Origin of the sequence: Mesorhizobium sp. M1143 (genome assembly GCF_040318435.1) — a bacterium.
Lineage (GTDB): Bacteria > Pseudomonadota > Alphaproteobacteria > Rhizobiales > Rhizobiaceae > Mesorhizobium.
This window is the reverse complement of the sequence record NZ_JAMYMJ010000011.1, coordinates 115,207-129,470: the sequence shown is the minus strand read 5'-3', so window position 1 is coordinate 129,470 and position 14,264 is coordinate 115,207. Positions and strand designations below refer to the sequence as shown.

General features: G+C 63.9%; 15 protein-coding genes and 1 pseudogene. 15 read left to right on the top strand and 1 reads right to left on the bottom strand.

The genetic code is table 11. The features are described 5' to 3' along the window. Positions 1-79: 79 nt before the first annotated feature. From NKH35_RS11590 to NKH35_RS11575, 4 genes and pseudogenes are all read left to right on the top strand, one after another. Positions 80-371 (top strand): annotated as a pseudogene (locus NKH35_RS11590) (flagellar basal-body MS-ring/collar protein FliF); the annotation flags it as partial. A 3-nt stretch (positions 372-374) separates the two neighbouring features. Further along, positions 375-1,001: a hypothetical protein gene (locus NKH35_RS11585; RefSeq protein ID WP_023733439.1), complete on the top strand. Its 627-nt coding sequence runs from the start codon at positions 375-377 to the stop codon at positions 999-1,001. Between the two features lie 31 nt (positions 1,002-1,032). Beyond that, the gene (locus NKH35_RS11580) at positions 1,033-2,379 is read left to right on the top strand and encodes a MotB family protein (RefSeq protein ID WP_023733440.1); all 1,347 of its coding nucleotides are present in this window, start codon (positions 1,033-1,035) and stop codon (positions 2,377-2,379) included. Beyond that, on the top strand, positions 2,376-3,806 hold the full coding sequence (locus NKH35_RS11575) for a MotC family chemotaxis protein (protein WP_023733441.1): 1,431 nt from the start codon (positions 2,376-2,378) through the stop codon (positions 3,804-3,806). The genes NKH35_RS11580 and NKH35_RS11575 overlap by 4 nt, the downstream gene beginning before the upstream one ends. Positions 3,807-3,865: 59 nt before the next feature. Here the strand turns inward: NKH35_RS11575 and NKH35_RS11570 are convergent, their stop codons facing one another. After that, positions 3,866-4,198 (bottom strand): hypothetical protein, encoded by a 333-nt coding sequence (locus NKH35_RS11570; protein ID WP_352914568.1) that lies wholly within the window; start codon positions 4,196-4,198, stop codon positions 3,866-3,868. Positions 4,199-4,651: 453 nt separating this feature from the next. Between NKH35_RS11570 and fliK the strand changes: the two genes are divergently transcribed. From fliK to asnB, 11 genes are all read left to right on the top strand, one after another. Then, positions 4,652-5,188 carry a flagellar hook-length control protein FliK gene (gene fliK, locus NKH35_RS11565; RefSeq protein ID WP_352914565.1) on the top strand — a complete coding sequence of 179 codons (537 nt, stop codon included), beginning with the start codon at positions 4,652-4,654 and terminating at the stop codon, positions 5,186-5,188. Further along, a complete protein-coding gene (locus NKH35_RS11560; RefSeq protein ID WP_023755008.1) occupies positions 5,121-5,708 on the top strand; it encodes a transglycosylase SLT domain-containing protein in 588 nt (195 codons plus the stop codon). Before fliK ends, NKH35_RS11560 begins: the two co-directional genes overlap by 68 nt. 220 nt (positions 5,709-5,928) lie before the next feature. Continuing rightward, positions 5,929-6,597, top strand: a complete 669-nt coding sequence (locus NKH35_RS11555) for a response regulator transcription factor (protein ID WP_023683295.1) — start codon at positions 5,929-5,931, stop codon at positions 6,595-6,597. 91 nt (positions 6,598-6,688) lie between these two features. Beyond that, positions 6,689-7,942: a flagellar hook protein FlgE gene (locus NKH35_RS11550; protein WP_023671890.1), complete on the top strand. Its 1,254-nt coding sequence runs from the start codon at positions 6,689-6,691 to the stop codon at positions 7,940-7,942. 176 nt (positions 7,943-8,118) lie between these two features. Next, entirely contained in the window at positions 8,119-9,573 is a 1,455-nt protein-coding gene (gene flgK / locus NKH35_RS11545) for a flagellar hook-associated protein FlgK (protein WP_023686357.1), read from the top strand. A gap of 3 nt (positions 9,574-9,576) precedes the next feature. Then, a complete protein-coding gene (locus tag NKH35_RS11540; RefSeq protein WP_023683291.1) occupies positions 9,577-10,620 on the top strand; it encodes a flagellar hook-associated family protein in 1,044 nt (347 codons plus the stop codon). Positions 10,621-10,650: 30 nt separating this feature from the next. Then, on the top strand, positions 10,651-10,998 hold the full coding sequence (flaF, locus tag NKH35_RS11535) for a flagellar biosynthesis regulator FlaF (RefSeq protein ID WP_023671893.1): 348 nt from the start codon (positions 10,651-10,653) through the stop codon (positions 10,996-10,998). Then, the gene (gene flbT, locus NKH35_RS11530; RefSeq protein ID WP_352914560.1) at positions 10,995-11,438 is read left to right on the top strand and encodes a flagellar biosynthesis repressor FlbT; all 444 of its coding nucleotides are present in this window, start codon (positions 10,995-10,997) and stop codon (positions 11,436-11,438) included. Before flaF ends, flbT begins: the two co-directional genes overlap by 4 nt. Next, on the top strand, positions 11,438-11,845 hold the full coding sequence (flgD, locus tag NKH35_RS11525) for a flagellar hook assembly protein FlgD (RefSeq protein ID WP_352914557.1): 408 nt from the start codon (positions 11,438-11,440) through the stop codon (positions 11,843-11,845). The genes flbT and flgD overlap by 1 nt, the downstream gene beginning before the upstream one ends. Positions 11,846-11,869: 24 nt before the next feature. After that, positions 11,870-12,136, top strand: coding sequence for a flagellar biosynthesis protein FliQ (gene fliQ, locus NKH35_RS11520; RefSeq protein ID WP_023671896.1), 267 nt, complete (start codon positions 11,870-11,872; stop codon positions 12,134-12,136). A gap of 71 nt (positions 12,137-12,207) precedes the next feature. Then, positions 12,208-14,076: an asparagine synthase (glutamine-hydrolyzing) gene (asnB, locus tag NKH35_RS11515; RefSeq protein WP_352914554.1), complete on the top strand. Its 1,869-nt coding sequence runs from the start codon at positions 12,208-12,210 to the stop codon at positions 14,074-14,076. Positions 14,077-14,264 lie beyond the last annotated feature (188 nt).

Genomic DNA, 14,264 nt, shown 5'->3' with positions numbered 1-14,264 from the left:
ATTTCGGCGGCTCCTCTCCCCCCCCGCCGTGCCCTACTACCGGGCGGGGGGGTTTGGGGGGGGGGGGGGGCGGGGCGGGTTTGGCGGCCTGCGCCCTTGGGCCGCGGGGGGGCGGGGGGGCCCCGACGCCGGCACTTGCCGGTCCGAGCTTCGACGACGTCCAGCGTTCACTGCCGACACCCGAAGCCGCCAGCGCCGAACCGGCGCCGGCTGCCTTGCCCGGCAGCCGCCCCGGCCCGACTCCACTCGATGATCTTCGCCAGAAGATCAGGCCGGCGCCGCAGGAGCGGCTTGCCCGCATGGTCGACATCAATGAGGAGCGCACCGCGCAGATCCTGCGCAAATGGGCGGCCCAGGAAGCAGCGGTATAGACCATGGCCTCGGCAGCGCTTTTCGACCTTTTGCCGGATTTCGGCGCACGCAGCCAGCGTGCCGGCCAGCCCTCGCTCGCGGCCATGGCCGAGCCAAGGCCGGAGACGTCGGCGCCGCAGGCCGACATCGGCGCGCTGATCGCCGAAGCGGTCATCGATGCCGAAGCCGCCCTTGAAGCCCGCCTTGCCATCGCCCACCAGGCAGCGCTCGAGGCGCAGAGCCAAGCCAACGCCGATGAAGCAAAGGCCTTTCTGGAAAGTTTCGGCGGCGATCTCGGCGCGGTCGTCACTGCCCGTATCGAGATCATGGAGGCCAAGGTCAGCGACCTCGTCGGCGCCACCATTGCGCGCATCATTGGCGGCCTTGTCAGCGACGATCTGCAGAAGCGTTCGCTGGGAGCCCTTGCCGGCACGATCCGCGAAGCCGTCGGCGACAGCGAGGCGGTGCGCATCGCCGTGCGCGGACCGCTGTCATTGTTCGAGACGCTGAAGGCTTCGCTCGGCCCACGCGCGGCCAATCTCGATTTCATCGAGGCGCCCGGCTTCGACCTTACCGTCGCCATTGACGAGGCGGTGTTCGAAACCCGCATTGCCGAATGGTCGGCCGCCTTGTCGGAGGCCCTGTCATGAGCGGGGGCCCTATTATGAACGAGTGGACGTCATGAGCGTTGTCGAGGCCGCAGACGCCAGGCACGAGATCATCATCGTGCGGCGCAATCACGACGACCACGACGACGCCCACCATGGCGGCGTCTGGAAGATTGCCTTTGCCGATTTCATGACCGCCATGATGTGCTTCTTCCTCGTCATGTGGCTGATCAACGCCGCTAACGAGCAGACCAAGGCGGCCGTTGCCAGCTACTTCAATCCGGTCAAGCTGGTCGATCGCAACGCCAGCCGCAAGGGCCTCGAAGACCTCGGCGATGGCCCGAGCAAGGTCGGGCTGACGGCGGACGACCCGCGGGACAAGACCAGCAAGGCCGGACAGGACGGCATCGGCGGCGCCGGCACCTCGGACAAGAAGCAATCGAAGGAACCGGCGCCGAAGACCGATCTTTCCGACGAGCATCTGTTTGCCGATCCCTATGCGGTGCTGTCGGAAATCGCCACCGACACCGGCGTCATGCAAAATGTCAGCGAGAAGGGCGATGGCGGCGCGCAGGCGTCCGGCCCGGCTACCGGCGCATCCGGTGGCCAATCCTACCGCGACCCGTTCGCGCCGGATTTCTGGTCGCAGCAGGTGGCTGCACCAGGCGCCGAAGCCACCGCCGAACGCACCAAGATCGAAGGCGATCCGCTGAAGCCGGGTGACAAGGCGGCACAGACGCAAGTGGCGGAGGTGAAGGCCGTGCCGGCCGCGCCGCCAGTGGCCGCGGCGCCGCTCGAGCCGCTGGCGAAATCCGTTTCCGATAAGCCGCTGACCAAGGCTGAAGCCAAAGCAGAGGCCAAGGCTGAAGCAGCGAAGGCCGAAATTGCAAAGGCCGAAGCCGCCGAAGCACAACCCGCACCCAAACCCGAAGCCGCGGAAAAAGCGCCGACGGCCGCCACTGTTAGAGCCGCGGCGCAGGTCAAGCAGGAACTGGCCGAGGCCTTCAAGCCAGGCGACAAATTGCATAATGGCGTCTCCGTCGAAGCCACCGACAAGGGTGTCGTCATTTCGATCACGGACCAGTTCGATTTCGGCATGTTCGAGATCGGATCGGCGGTGCCTAGGCGTGAACTGGTGCTGGCGATGGAAAAGATCGGCCGCATCGTCAACGAGCAGAAAGGCACGATCAGCATCAACGGCCACACCGACGCGCGGCCGTTCCGCAGCGACACTTACGACAATTGGCGGCTGTCCACGGCGCGCGCCCATTCCGCCTATTACATGCTGGTGCGCGGCGGCGTCGACGAGCGCCGCATCACCGAGGTCGCCGGCTTCGCCGATCGCGAGCCGAAAATCGCAGCCGACCCGATGGCGGCCGCGAACCGCCGCATCGAAATCCTGATGGCGACCGACGGATGAGGCGCGCCGCCATCATCGGCCGCGCCGTCGGGCTGCTGCTGCTGAGCGCTGTCCATCCGCCATCGGCCTTCGCCGAGGACGGCTTGCAGCCCTATCAGCTGGTGCGCTCGCTGCAGCTTGTGCAGGACCGCATCGCCGCCGGCGATCACGCCGCGCTGCCGATGCAGGCCAAGCTGCTCGAAATGGCCGACACAAGGCTGCGCGCGGCGGACGCAGATGATTTCAGCGACCCGAAGAATTTTCGCGCCTTGCTGGTCTATGGCATGAGTGGCGGCAACCCCGTCACCGTCGAGGCGGCGGTGTCGCGCGCCAAGACCGACCCGCAAAGCCTGACCATCGCCAAGGGCATTGTCGATTATCTGAACGGCCGGCAGGCGGCTGCGATCGAGGCGCTGAAGCCGATCGATCCGATGACCCTGCCCGCCGATGTCGGTGCCTTTCTGGCGCTGGTCAAGGGCTCGCTTCTCGCCACCGAGCAACCGGTCAGCGCGCTTGCGCTGCTCGATGATGCTCGCCTGCTCAGCCCCGGCACGCTGGTCGAGGAAGCAGCGCTGCGCCGCTCGGTCGGCATCGCCGCCGCGCAAGGCGACGGTGCGCGTTTCGCGCTTGCCTCAACCCAATATGTCGAAGACTACCTCTATTCGCCCTATGCCAGCCAGTTCGCCGACGCCTTCGTCTCCGGCGTCATCACGCTGCACATGGCGATCAGCCAGGACAAGCTCGCCGACATCACCGCAATGATGGATCCAGAACGCGAGAAGGTGATCTATCTGCGCATCGCCCGCCGCGCCGCGATCGACGGCTTTGCCGATCTCTCCGCCTTTGCCTCGGCCAGGGCTGAACGGGGCCGCGACGGCATCCACAATCAGGACGATCCGCGCGCCCAGCTCTATTCCAGCCTGTCCACGGTAACGTCCGGCACCATCGGCGAGGTCCGCGCCAAGCTGGACAAGATCGATCGCAACCAGCTTTCGCAAAGCGACCGCGACCTGCTCGATGCCGCGCAGGCGGTGGCGGGTGAAGTCATCGCCCCGCCGGCGCCGCTGCCTGCCGAAAAGCCCGCACCTGCCGCGGCCAGGCAGGAGCCGGTCAAGACCGCTGCCGTGGAAAGACCCGACGAGCCAGAGCTGCCGCCGGTCGAAGGCGCGATGCCGGAACAGCCAGCCGCCACAACGTCGAGTGAACAGCCCGCAACCGACCAACCGAAGGCGGCAAGTGAGCCGGCCGCGCAGGCACCGAGCACGCCAGAGGCAAAGGCGGCGGAAACGCCTGCAGTCGCCTCGGCCAGCGATGCGGCTCCGGTCGTGCCGGCATCGGTGCCGGCCCCCGCCGCAGTAGAGCCTACCGATCCCACCGACGCCGCCATGGCGAGGACGCGTCACCAGCTCGATTTGATCGACCAGATGCTTGGAGCAGCCCCGAAATGACCACCAATGTTGGCCAGGCCCTGCCGGCTCCCGCGCACGCCGGATCGAAGCAGTCGGCCTCAAACGCCAAAGGTGGCGACAAAAGCTTCGGCGACATGGTGCGCGGCGACGACGATGCGCCGACACCGATAGGCCAGGGAGCAATTGAGGCCGCGTCGCACGAGCTGCATTGGGCCAAACGCAGCCCTGCCGGTCCCGGCAAAAGCGAAATCCCACACACCCAGTCTGGCAAAACGGGGACGAAATCCGCTGCCGGCAAGGCCGCAAAAGAACATGCCGATAGTGGCCCGGACAAACCATCCAACGACGCTGAAGTGGCCGGACGAGACGCGGATGCAGGACCGCTGCAGGATCATTTGCCATTGGTGCTGGCGCTGCACGATATCAGGCATTTCTCAACGGTCCGGACAAGCGGGAACGGCATCGCGACGAATGGACAGACTGGGCAACCGGCGCCCGCTGGCGAGGCCATTTCTGCACAGACGTCGCCTCTGAAGAGACACCGCGCAGCTTCCGGCATTGACGACAGACTCGACACGACGACGCGATCCGAACGGGCCAAGACCGGTACCAGCGTATCAGCACGGGATCAGAGGCAAAAGCTGCCCGCGATCGGGCTCCAGTCCGGCAAACTGCCGCATCAGGATCGTCCGACGCCTCCTCTACCGGCGGACCAGACGGCAAGCGACGTTTCGGCACCCGAGGCAAAACGGTCCGCGCCGTCGGCGAAGGCCGTCGATGGAGCCCGTTCCGCGGCATCGTCCACACCGGGGAAACAGGCGCTATCCGCTGCGCGCGTCGACATTGTCGCCGAGCAGAGTTTCCCGGCCCCGGCGCAAAGCCCGATGAACCAGACGACCTCGGCGCTTATCGACGCGCTGGCTTCGGATAACGGCCTGCGGCAAGCGGTTTCGACGCCGTCGACGACCGCCCAGACGGCCGGTTCTGTTGCCGTTCCGACACATATATTGAAGATCGAGCTTCACCCGGCAGAGCTCGGCATGGTCACCGCCAGTCTCAGGCTTTCCGGAGAACAACTTTCGATAGAATTGAAGCCCGAAACCCATGAGGCTTACCGCCGTCTCGCCACCGACAGCGACGCCATCGTGAAGTCGTTGCGCGGGCTCGGCTTCGATATCGACAAGGTCACCATCCTGCAACCCTCGATAGCGATCCACGCAGCGGCCCGCAGCGATGCAGCGAACTCGCATCCAATGCCGCAAGGCCGCGACCAGTCCGCTTTTCAGCCCGGAAACTCGAGCGGCAACAATACGGGTTCGGGCGGCCAGCAGTCGGGAAGAAACCGCAATGACGATGCCCAGGAATTCGGCCGCGCTGGCGCGCCTGCTGGCGAGCGCGCTGGCGACGATATGTTTATCTAGCCTCGCCACCAAGCCGGCCACCGCCGCCACCAACCCTTGCGAGCCCGAGATTTTGCGTGCCGCCGACCGCTATGGCGTGCCCGCCGGCATCCTCTATGCGGTCGGGCTGACCGAGACCGGCAAGAAGGGTAGCTTGCAACCTAATGCGTTGAATATAGAGGGGAAAGCGGTATTTCCAAGGAACCGCACCGAGGCCCTGGCCACCTTCGAAGCAGCCCGGCGCGACGGCAAGACACTCATTGATCTCGGCTGCATGCAGATCAACCATCACTATCACGCCGCGCATTTCCGCAGCGTCGACGACATGCTCGACCCGCGCCAGAATGTCGACTATGCCGCACGCTTCCTGGCCAGCCTGCATGCGCGTCATGTCAGCTGGTCGATGGCCGTCGCCCGCTACCACGCCGGCCCCGACAATGATCCCGCGCAGAAATTCTATGTCTGCCGCGTCATCGCCAATATGGTCGCCACCGGCTTCGGCAAATGGACCCCGAATGCCCGCAACTTTTGCAACCCTTAGGTGAATCAGCTCTTGCGAACGGCTGCAAATCCACGCCCGGCGGGTGACGTGCCACGTCACCCGTTCGGCAACCAACGATACAACCTCCTGATTGCGGTTATTTCGAAACTCGAAATAACTCCCAAGAAAATAGCTACAAGAAATGATGGTTGTTCAGGATTCCCGGCACCGGTTACGGCTCTTCCCACGGGGCAGATGATCTGATTCGGAGGCGGGGCCGATGATTGTAATCGTTGACGAGCGTGAGCTCGTAACTGAAGGCTATAATTCACTTTTCGATCGTGAGGGCGTCGCCTGTGCAGGCTTCGCGTCCGGTGAATTCGGCGAGTGGGTGACATCGGCCGCCGACACGGATTTGCGATCGGTCCGAGCCTTCCTCATCGGCGACTGCCGCGAAGGCGCCATCTCGCCACGCCAGATCCGCGACCGCACCGGCGCTCCGGTTATCGCGCTCAGCGAACAGCACTCGCTTGAAAATACGCTGCGGCTGTTCGAGAGCGGTGTCGACGACGTCATCCGCAAGCCGGTCCATATCCGGGAGATCCTGGCCCGCATCACCGCCATCCGCCGCCGCGCCCATGAGGACGTCAGCTATACCGAGATCGGCGCCATGCGCATCTTCATGGACGGCCGCGATCCCGAGATCGATGGCCAGCCGTTGCCTCTGCCGCGTCGCGAGCGCCGCATCCTCGAATATCTGGCGAGCAACCGCGGACGCCGCGTCACCAAGACCCAGGTCTTCAACGCCATCTACGGCATCTTCGACGAAGAGGTCGAGGAGAACGTCGTCGAGAGCCACATCTCCAAATTGCGCAAGAAGCTGCGCGAAAAGCTCGGCCAGGACCCGATAGATTCCAAGCGCTTCCTTGGCTACCGGCTGGTGTTCTGATGGCGGTCTGCGCCAGCCTCGCGCAAGACAGAAATTATATCCTCGCGACCACAGATGGGCCCAACGATGTTGGGCATTGAGGAGACGTTCGATGAGCCTTTACGGAATGATGCGGACCGGCGTTTCCGGCATGAACGCCCAGGCCAACCGCCTTTCGGCGACAGCCGACAACATCGCCAATTCCGACACCACCGGCTACAAGCGATCCTCGGCCGAGTTTTCGACGCTGATCATGCCGCAGGTCGGCGGCGCCTATAATTCCGGCGGCGTCAACACCACCATCCGCTCGGCCATCAGCGCTCAGGGCGTGCTGCAGTACACGACCTCGGTTTCCGACCTCGCGGTCAACGGCAACGGTTTCTTCGTCGTCCAGGACCCCAGCGGAACGCCTTTCCTCACCCGCGCCGGCGCATTCGTTCCCGACGCTCAGGGCAGGCTGGTCAACGCCGCCGGCTACCAGTTGATGGCATACAGCTACGCCAACGGCACGCCGGCAGCCACCGCCAACGGCTTCGAAGGGCTGGTTCCGGTCCAGATCTCCGACCAGGAAATGACGGCGACGCCCAGCACCACAGGCAATTTCAACGCCAATCTGCCGGCTGGCGCCACGCCGCCCGCCGGTCCGCTGCCTTCCACCAACAGCCCGACCGCCGAATACACGTCGAAGTCCTCGATGGTCACCTACGACAATCTCGGCAACAAGAAGCTGCTCGACGTCTATTTCACCAACACCGGCACCGGCGCCTGGTCGGTCTCTGTGTTCGACCAGTCCCAGGCGACGCCGGGCACATCCTTCCCCTATACGGGCGGCGCGCTGGCCACGGCCAACCTGACCTTCGACACCACCACCGGCAAGCTAACCGGCGCGGTCGACAGCATAACGATCCCCGTACCGGGCGGTGCGTCGCTCGACCTCGATTTGTCCAAGCTGACTCAGCTCGGCACCGGCTTCACGGTCTCCGAAGCCAAGGTCAACGGCAACGCGCCCAGCACGATCGAAAAGATCCAGATCGGCGAGGACGGAGTCATTTACGCCCAGTATCAGGACGGCTCGACCAAGCCGCTGTTCAAGATCCCACTGGCCGACGTCCAGAGCGCCGACAACCTCACCGCACTGCCTGGCAATGTCTATGCGCAGTCCACCGACTCCGGCACCGTGCGCATCGGCTTCGCCAATGAAGGCAAGCTCGGCAGCATCATCTCCGGCGCGTTGGAAAATTCCAACGTCGATATCGCCGAGGAATTGACCAACATGATCGCGGCGCAGCGCAGCTACACCGCTAACTCGAAAGTGTTCCAGACCGGTTCCGACCTCATGGATGTCCTTGTCAACCTGAAGAGATAAACGACGGGCGCCAGGGGAATGAACCCAAACCAGAGCAGCGCGGTGCGCGGATTTCGAATTCAAGGCCACACCGGCAAACCGGCCGGGGTGGTCTGGAATTGCAGGTTTCCGAACGCCGACGCCGCCGACAGGGCAGAGACGTCATCCCCTCCCCACTGGCCTCGTGAAAGACCCGCATGTCGCTGACTTCCGCATTGACCATAGCCCAACAGTCGCTTCAGACCACATCGAAGCAGACCAGCGTCCTTTCCCGCAATATTGCCGACGCCAGCAACCCCGACTATGCCCGCCGCACGGCGGTCGTCGTCAGCAGCGCGCCCGGCGCCCGCTCGGTCGAGATCCAGCGCGCCACCAACGCCCTGCTGTTTCGCCAGAACCTTAGCGCGCAATCGGCATGGAGCGGCCAGAGCACGCTTTACAGCGGAATTGACCGCCTCGCCGTTGCAGTCAACGGCGTCGACAACGCCTCCTCTGCCTCGACCGCGATCGGCAAGCTGCAGAACGCGCTGCAGCTTTACGCCGCTACGCCATCGAACCAGAACCTCGGCTCCAGCGTCATCGACGCGGCCCAGCAGGTGGTGCGCGCTCTGAACGACGGCACCAACGCGATCCAGGATTTCCGCACCCAGGCCGATGGCGAGATATCAACGGCGGTTAACGATCTCAACTCGCTGCTTAGTCAGTTCCAGGACGCCAACAAGGCGGTCATCTCCGCAACCCGTTCGGGTACCGACGCATCCGACGCGCTCGACCAGCGCGACGCTTTGCTGAAGAAGATCGCGGACTATGTGCCGGTGTCGACCTTCACGCGTGGCGACAACGACATGGTCATCACCACCAAGGATGGCACGACACTGTTCGAGACCATTCCGCGCTCGGTAAGTTTCACCCCGTCGGCGGGCTACACGGCCGGCACACCAGGCAACACCATCTACATCGACAATGTGCCGGTCAGCGCCGGGGCTGGCGGCAACACCAGCGCCGACGGCAAGCTCGCCGGGCTCATCACCTTGCGCGACGGCGTCGCGGCGACGATGCAGAGCCAGCTCGACGAAGTGGCGCGCGGCCTCATCACCGCCTTTGCCGAAACAGCACCTTCGCAGCCCGACCGAACCGGCCTGTTCACCTGGTCGGGTGCGCCCGCCATTCCGGCCGCCGGCACGCTGATCGACGGGCTTGCCGGCTCGATCAAGGTCAACGCCGCAATGGACTCGAGCGTCGGCGGCAATCCGGTGCTGCTGCGCGACGGCGGCGCCAATGGTGCGGCCTATATCGCCAACACTGCCGGCAACGCCTCCTATTCGCAGCTCTTGATCGGCTATGGCGACAAGCTCGACAAGCCGATGCCTTTCGACGCTGCGGCCGGCATCACCGTCACGTCCAGCGTGTCCGACTACGCCGCCAATGCCATTGGCTGGTTCGAAGGCCAGCGCCAGCAGGCCTCGAGCAACGCCGACGCCAAGGAAGCGCTGGCATCGCGCACCGCCGAGGCGCTGTCCAACGACACCGGCGTCAATGTCGACCAGGAGATGTCGCTGCTGCTCGACCTCGAACACACCTATCAGGCCTCGGCGCGCATGATGAAAACCGTCGACGACATGCTGTCGGCCCTGCTCGATGCCGTGGGATAAGCCATGAAAGCCACATCCGTCTCCTCAGCCGCTCTCTCCAACGCCGCGCGCTATCAGCAGATGCGCATGCAGGGCGAACTGGTCAAAGCCACCAAGGAATCGACGACCGGCACCGTCGCCGATGTCGGTCTGGCGCTCGGCGCGCGCACCTCGCAGGCGGTCACCTTCTCGCGCGACCTCGACCGGTTGAACGTCATCATCGATTCCAATTCGCTGGTCACCGCGCGGCTGTCCTCGACGCAGGCTGCGCTTGGCCAGCTTTCCGACACTGCGCAGAATTTGCTGACCGCACTGACCGCCGCCGGCAATTCCTCGAGCACCATCACGCAGCAAGCCGGCAAGGCCGCCGTGCAGCAGATGACCTCTATCCTCAATGCCAGCGTCAACGGCGAATATCTGTTTGCCGGCACCAACACCGACGTCAAGCCGATCGACGATTTCACCGCCGCCGGCTCGCCGGCCAAGGCGGCGTTCGACGCTTCCTTCTCGTCGTATTTCGGCTTCACGCAGACCGATCCGCTCGCCGCCAACATCACCGCCGCCCAGATGGACGGCTTCATCACCAGCAATGTCGTGCCGCAGTTCATGGGCGCCGGCTGGCAGGCCAACTGGTCGAACGCCACCGACCAGCAGATCGTCAGCCGCATTTCGCTGGGCGAAACCACCCAGACCTCGGCCAGCGCCAATGAAGACAGCATCCGCAAGCTCGCCATGGCTTCCGCCCTGGTCACCGGCCTGCTCTCCGGCAACATCAGCCAGGCGGCGAAGACCACCGTCGTCGGTCGCGCCCAGGCGATGGTCGGCGAGGCGCTGGGCGGACTCGGCCAGTTGCAGGCCGAGACCGGCCTTGCCGAGAAGCGTGTTTCCGACGCCAGCGACCGCATGAAGACGCAGGTCGACCTGTTCGAGCGCCATATCCTCGATCTGGAAGGCGTCGACCCCGCCGAGGCAGCCACCCGCGTCGCGGATCTGACGCAGCATATCGAGACGTCCTTTGCGCTGACCGCGCGCCTGCAGCAGATGAGCCTGCTGAACTACCTGACCTGACAATCTCAACCGCAACGGTAGAGCCAAACGATGTACCAATTCTCCTACGCCGACATCCAGACCGACTCCGTTGCCGATGCGAAAGATCGCGAGCGGCAGCTTTTGACCCGCTCGATCGAAATGCTGGCGGCGGCGGCGGCGGTCGGCCACACCTCGATGGAAGCGGTCGAAGCGCTGCACTTCACCAACCGGGTCTGGACCACCTTCGTCGAGGATCTCGGTTCCAGCGACAATGTCCTGCCCAAGGAACTGCGCGCCAACCTCATCTCCATCGGCCTGTGGCTGCTGCGCGAGGCCGAGGACATCCGCCAGGGCCGCACCGACAATTTCGAAGGGCTGATCGAAGTGTCCCAGATCATCCGGGACGGCATTCAATGACCAACACGCTGAAGATATCGCTGAAGCCGAACGAGAAGATCTACATCAACGGCGCCGTCATCCGCGTCGACCGCAAGGTCACCGTCGAGCTGATGAACGACGTACAGTTCCTGCTCGAGAACCATGTCATCCAGGCCGACGATGCCTCGACGCCGCTCAAGCAGCTCTATTTCATCCTGCAGGTGATGCTGATGAACCCGGCCGGCGCCATCGAGGCGCGCGCCATGTTCCGCCGCTCGCTGCCCTTGCTTTTGGCAAGCTTCGAGGATGAGCAGATCAGTGGCGCGCTGAAGCAGATCGACCGCATGGTCGGCGAAGACCATATCTATGAAGCGCTGAAGGCTATCCGCGCGCTTTATCCGCTCGAACGCCGCGCACTTGGCGGCAATGACGATGTTCTGGGTGCGAAGCGCCCGCTGGCCGTGGGGGCACGATTCTGATGAATGTGGACATGACGACGACGATCCCCACGGGCGCCAACCAGGGCACCCAGCAGACGTCGAAGACAGCGGTCGACTACCAGTCGTTCCTGAAGCTGTTGATTGCCGAGATGAAGAACCAGGATCCGACGAAACCGATGGATTCGACACAGTATGTCGCCCAGCTCGCCACCTTCTCGCAGGTAGAGCAATCGGTGCAGACCAACACCAAGCTCGACCAGATCATGCAGTCCTCGGCGCTGTCGCAGGCCGATTCCTTGATCGGCCGCTCGATCACCTCGGCCGACGGCAAGACGACCGGCGTCGTGGCCTCGGTCAAGCTTGCAAGCAACGGCGTGATCGCCGTGCTGCAGAACGGCACCGAAGTGCCGGTCGGCGCGGGCGTTTCGATAAAGCCGGCCAGCTAGACAGTTCCATAGAGGCGCGCTCACATGAACGAGGCCGACGCACTCGACATCGTCCAGTACGCGGTATGGACGGTGCTTGTTGCTTCCGCGCCGGTGGTGCTGGTCGCCATGGTGGTCGGCATCGGCATTGCCCTGATCCAGGCCCTGACCCAGATCCAGGAAATCACCCTGACCTTCGTGCCCAAGATCGTCGCCATCATGCTGGTCGTGGCGCTGACCGGTCCGTTCATCGGCAGCCAGATCTCGGCCTTCACCAACGTCATCTTCGAGCGCATTGAAAACGGGTTCTAGGCAGCGCTTGCAGGCGGCTGTGTTCCGGCTAGATTGCAGGCCATGACTCAGGCAGAACTCACCGGCAGGCCATGTGCGGAATAGCCGGCGTCTGGCGCAAACGAAACCCGATCGACGCCAACGACCTGTCGGATGTCGCCAGCATGATGCAGGCGCTGGTACATCGCGGCCCCGACGATCATGACAGCTGGCACAACAATCGGCTGGCCCTCGGCCACCGCCGACTGACCATCATCGATCCCTCGCCCGCCGCCCGTGAGCCGATGCTGACTTCTTCCGGCGATGGCGTTCTCGTCTACAATGGCGAGGTCTACAATTACCGCTCGCTGCGCGAAACGCTGCAGGCGCAAGGCGTCGTCTTTCGAACCATCTGCGATGCCGAAGTGGTTCTCGAAGCCTTGCATCACTGGGGTCCCGAAAAAGCCGTGCCGCTGTTCGACGGGATGTTTTCCTTCGCCTATTTCGACGCTCGCAGCAGTGCGCTGTGGCTTGCGCGTGACCGTCTTGGAATCAAGCCGATGTCGGTGGCCGACACGCCGGAGCGAATCCTGTTCGCTTCGGAGGACAAGGCGATCCTCGCCTGCGACGGTTTTCCGCGCGACATCGAAAGCCGCGAGATCACCTTGCGGCTTGCCTGGCAGAGCCGCGATTCCAGCTACAGCCTGTTCGACCGCATCGAGCGCCTGCCGCCCGCCGGCCTGTGGAAGATCACCGACCAGGGTATCGAGAAGCGCCGCTTTTGGCATGTGCTGGACGTGCTGGAGACCGCGCGCATTACCGGTGACGTATCCTCTGATGCTGAACACATGGCGACGCTCGAGGCGTTGCTCAAGGACAGCGTCGGACTTCACTGCATCGCCGATACCAGCGTTGCCACCGCCTGCAGCAGCGGTGTCGATTCCGGCCTGATAACGGCGCTGGCAAAGCGGTTCAGGCCGGAAGTCCACGGTTATGTCGTCGACCCGCAGCTCGGCAACAGCGAGGCCGAAGACGCCGAACGCACCGGCCGCCATGTCGGCGTGCCCTTGCGCCGGGTGCCGGTCGACAGGAACCGGTTTTTCGAACTTTGGCCAAGGGTAATCTGGCATCTTGAAAGCGATGGCTGGCACGCCAGCCATGTCGCACTGCTGGCGCTTGCCGAACGATGCCGGGCCGATGGCGTCAAGGTGCTGCTCACCGGCGAAGGCGCAGACGAATTGTTTGGCGGCTACCCCTTGCAGGCCTTGAGCATGAAGAAGTGGCGTTCCTGGTCGTGGCCCCGGCGCCTGGTCCATTCGAAGCGCTCGCTCGACCGGAGATTCGAGCAACAGCGTCATGCCCCCTACAAGGTCTCGGCTGGAAGCCACTCACAAATGGATCGCAGCATGGTCCTGCGTGCTTTGTCGCCGGAGCTGAATTTTCTGCAAACCGAGATCTTCGACCGCCTGGAGCCGGTTATGCCGCCCGCGGATCGCGCCTTTCTCGGTAGTTGCCTCTACGACCTCTATTCGCATCTGCAGGACATACTGCACCGGCACGACCGGCTGAGCATGGCGGCGTCCGTGGAACTGCGGGTCCCGTTCCTGGAAAACCGCCTGATCGACTTCGCCATCCATTTGCCGAGGCGGCAGAAATACCGCGACAAAACAGGAAAATGGCTTTTGCGAAAGGTCGCTGAAAAGCATATTCCGCGCCAGAACGTCCAGGCGCGCAAGATCGGCTTCGAGATGTCGTCGCAATTTTCGGCCGGCACGGAGACTTTGCTACGCGGCGGTTTCCTGCGCGATGCCTTGAAATGGCCCGCCGCGAATTTGGAGGACATGGTCCAGTTGGCGCGGCGCGAGCAACCGTCCAGGCTGCGGCTTGTCGGCATGGAGCTTTTCCTGCGCCTTCACGCCGGCGGCGAGACGACAGGCACGCTGACCGAAGCCTTGCATACCGCTGCCCGGGACAGAAGCTGACTTCGCGCGCGGCCGACAGCCCCGCGCAGTGGACCAATGAGAACATCGCTCTGGGTAGCGGACCATTCCCGGCTGACGTATTTTCGCCTTGCTATCCTGTTGTTGGACCATGATCTTTTTCGAAGACGCGTTCGCCCTTTTGGATGTCGTGCTCTATTTCAAACGGATGCCATGATTGTCGTCCCCGC

Excerpts from the sequence above, each read along its gene's own strand:
- NKH35_RS11585 (WP_023733439.1), top strand. The coding sequence starts at position 375 with ATGGCCTCGGCAGCGCTTTTCGACCTTTTGCCGGATTTCGGCGCACGC.
- NKH35_RS11580 (WP_023733440.1), top strand. The coding sequence starts at position 1,033 with ATGAGCGTTGTCGAGGCCGCAGACGCCAGGCACGAGATCATCATCGTG.
- NKH35_RS11575 (WP_023733441.1), top strand. The coding sequence starts at position 2,376 with ATGAGGCGCGCCGCCATCATCGGCCGCGCCGTCGGGCTGCTGCTGCTG.
- NKH35_RS11570 (WP_352914568.1), bottom strand. The coding sequence starts at position 4,198 with ATGCCTGATATCGTGCAGCGCCAGCACCAATGGCAAATGATCCTGCAG.
- fliK (WP_352914565.1), top strand. The coding sequence starts at position 4,652 with ATGAACCAGACGACCTCGGCGCTTATCGACGCGCTGGCTTCGGATAAC.
- NKH35_RS11560 (WP_023755008.1), top strand. The coding sequence starts at position 5,121 with ATGCCCAGGAATTCGGCCGCGCTGGCGCGCCTGCTGGCGAGCGCGCTG.
- NKH35_RS11555 (WP_023683295.1), top strand. The coding sequence starts at position 5,929 with ATGATTGTAATCGTTGACGAGCGTGAGCTCGTAACTGAAGGCTATAAT.
- NKH35_RS11550 (WP_023671890.1), top strand. The coding sequence starts at position 6,689 with ATGAGCCTTTACGGAATGATGCGGACCGGCGTTTCCGGCATGAACGCC.
- flgK (WP_023686357.1), top strand. The coding sequence starts at position 8,119 with ATGTCGCTGACTTCCGCATTGACCATAGCCCAACAGTCGCTTCAGACC.
- NKH35_RS11540 (WP_023683291.1), top strand. The coding sequence starts at position 9,577 with ATGAAAGCCACATCCGTCTCCTCAGCCGCTCTCTCCAACGCCGCGCGC.
- flaF (WP_023671893.1), top strand. The coding sequence starts at position 10,651 with ATGTACCAATTCTCCTACGCCGACATCCAGACCGACTCCGTTGCCGAT.
- flbT (WP_352914560.1), top strand. The coding sequence starts at position 10,995 with ATGACCAACACGCTGAAGATATCGCTGAAGCCGAACGAGAAGATCTAC.
- flgD (WP_352914557.1), top strand. The coding sequence starts at position 11,438 with ATGAATGTGGACATGACGACGACGATCCCCACGGGCGCCAACCAGGGC.
- fliQ (WP_023671896.1), top strand. The coding sequence starts at position 11,870 with ATGAACGAGGCCGACGCACTCGACATCGTCCAGTACGCGGTATGGACG.
- asnB (WP_352914554.1), top strand. The coding sequence starts at position 12,208 with ATGTGCGGAATAGCCGGCGTCTGGCGCAAACGAAACCCGATCGACGCC.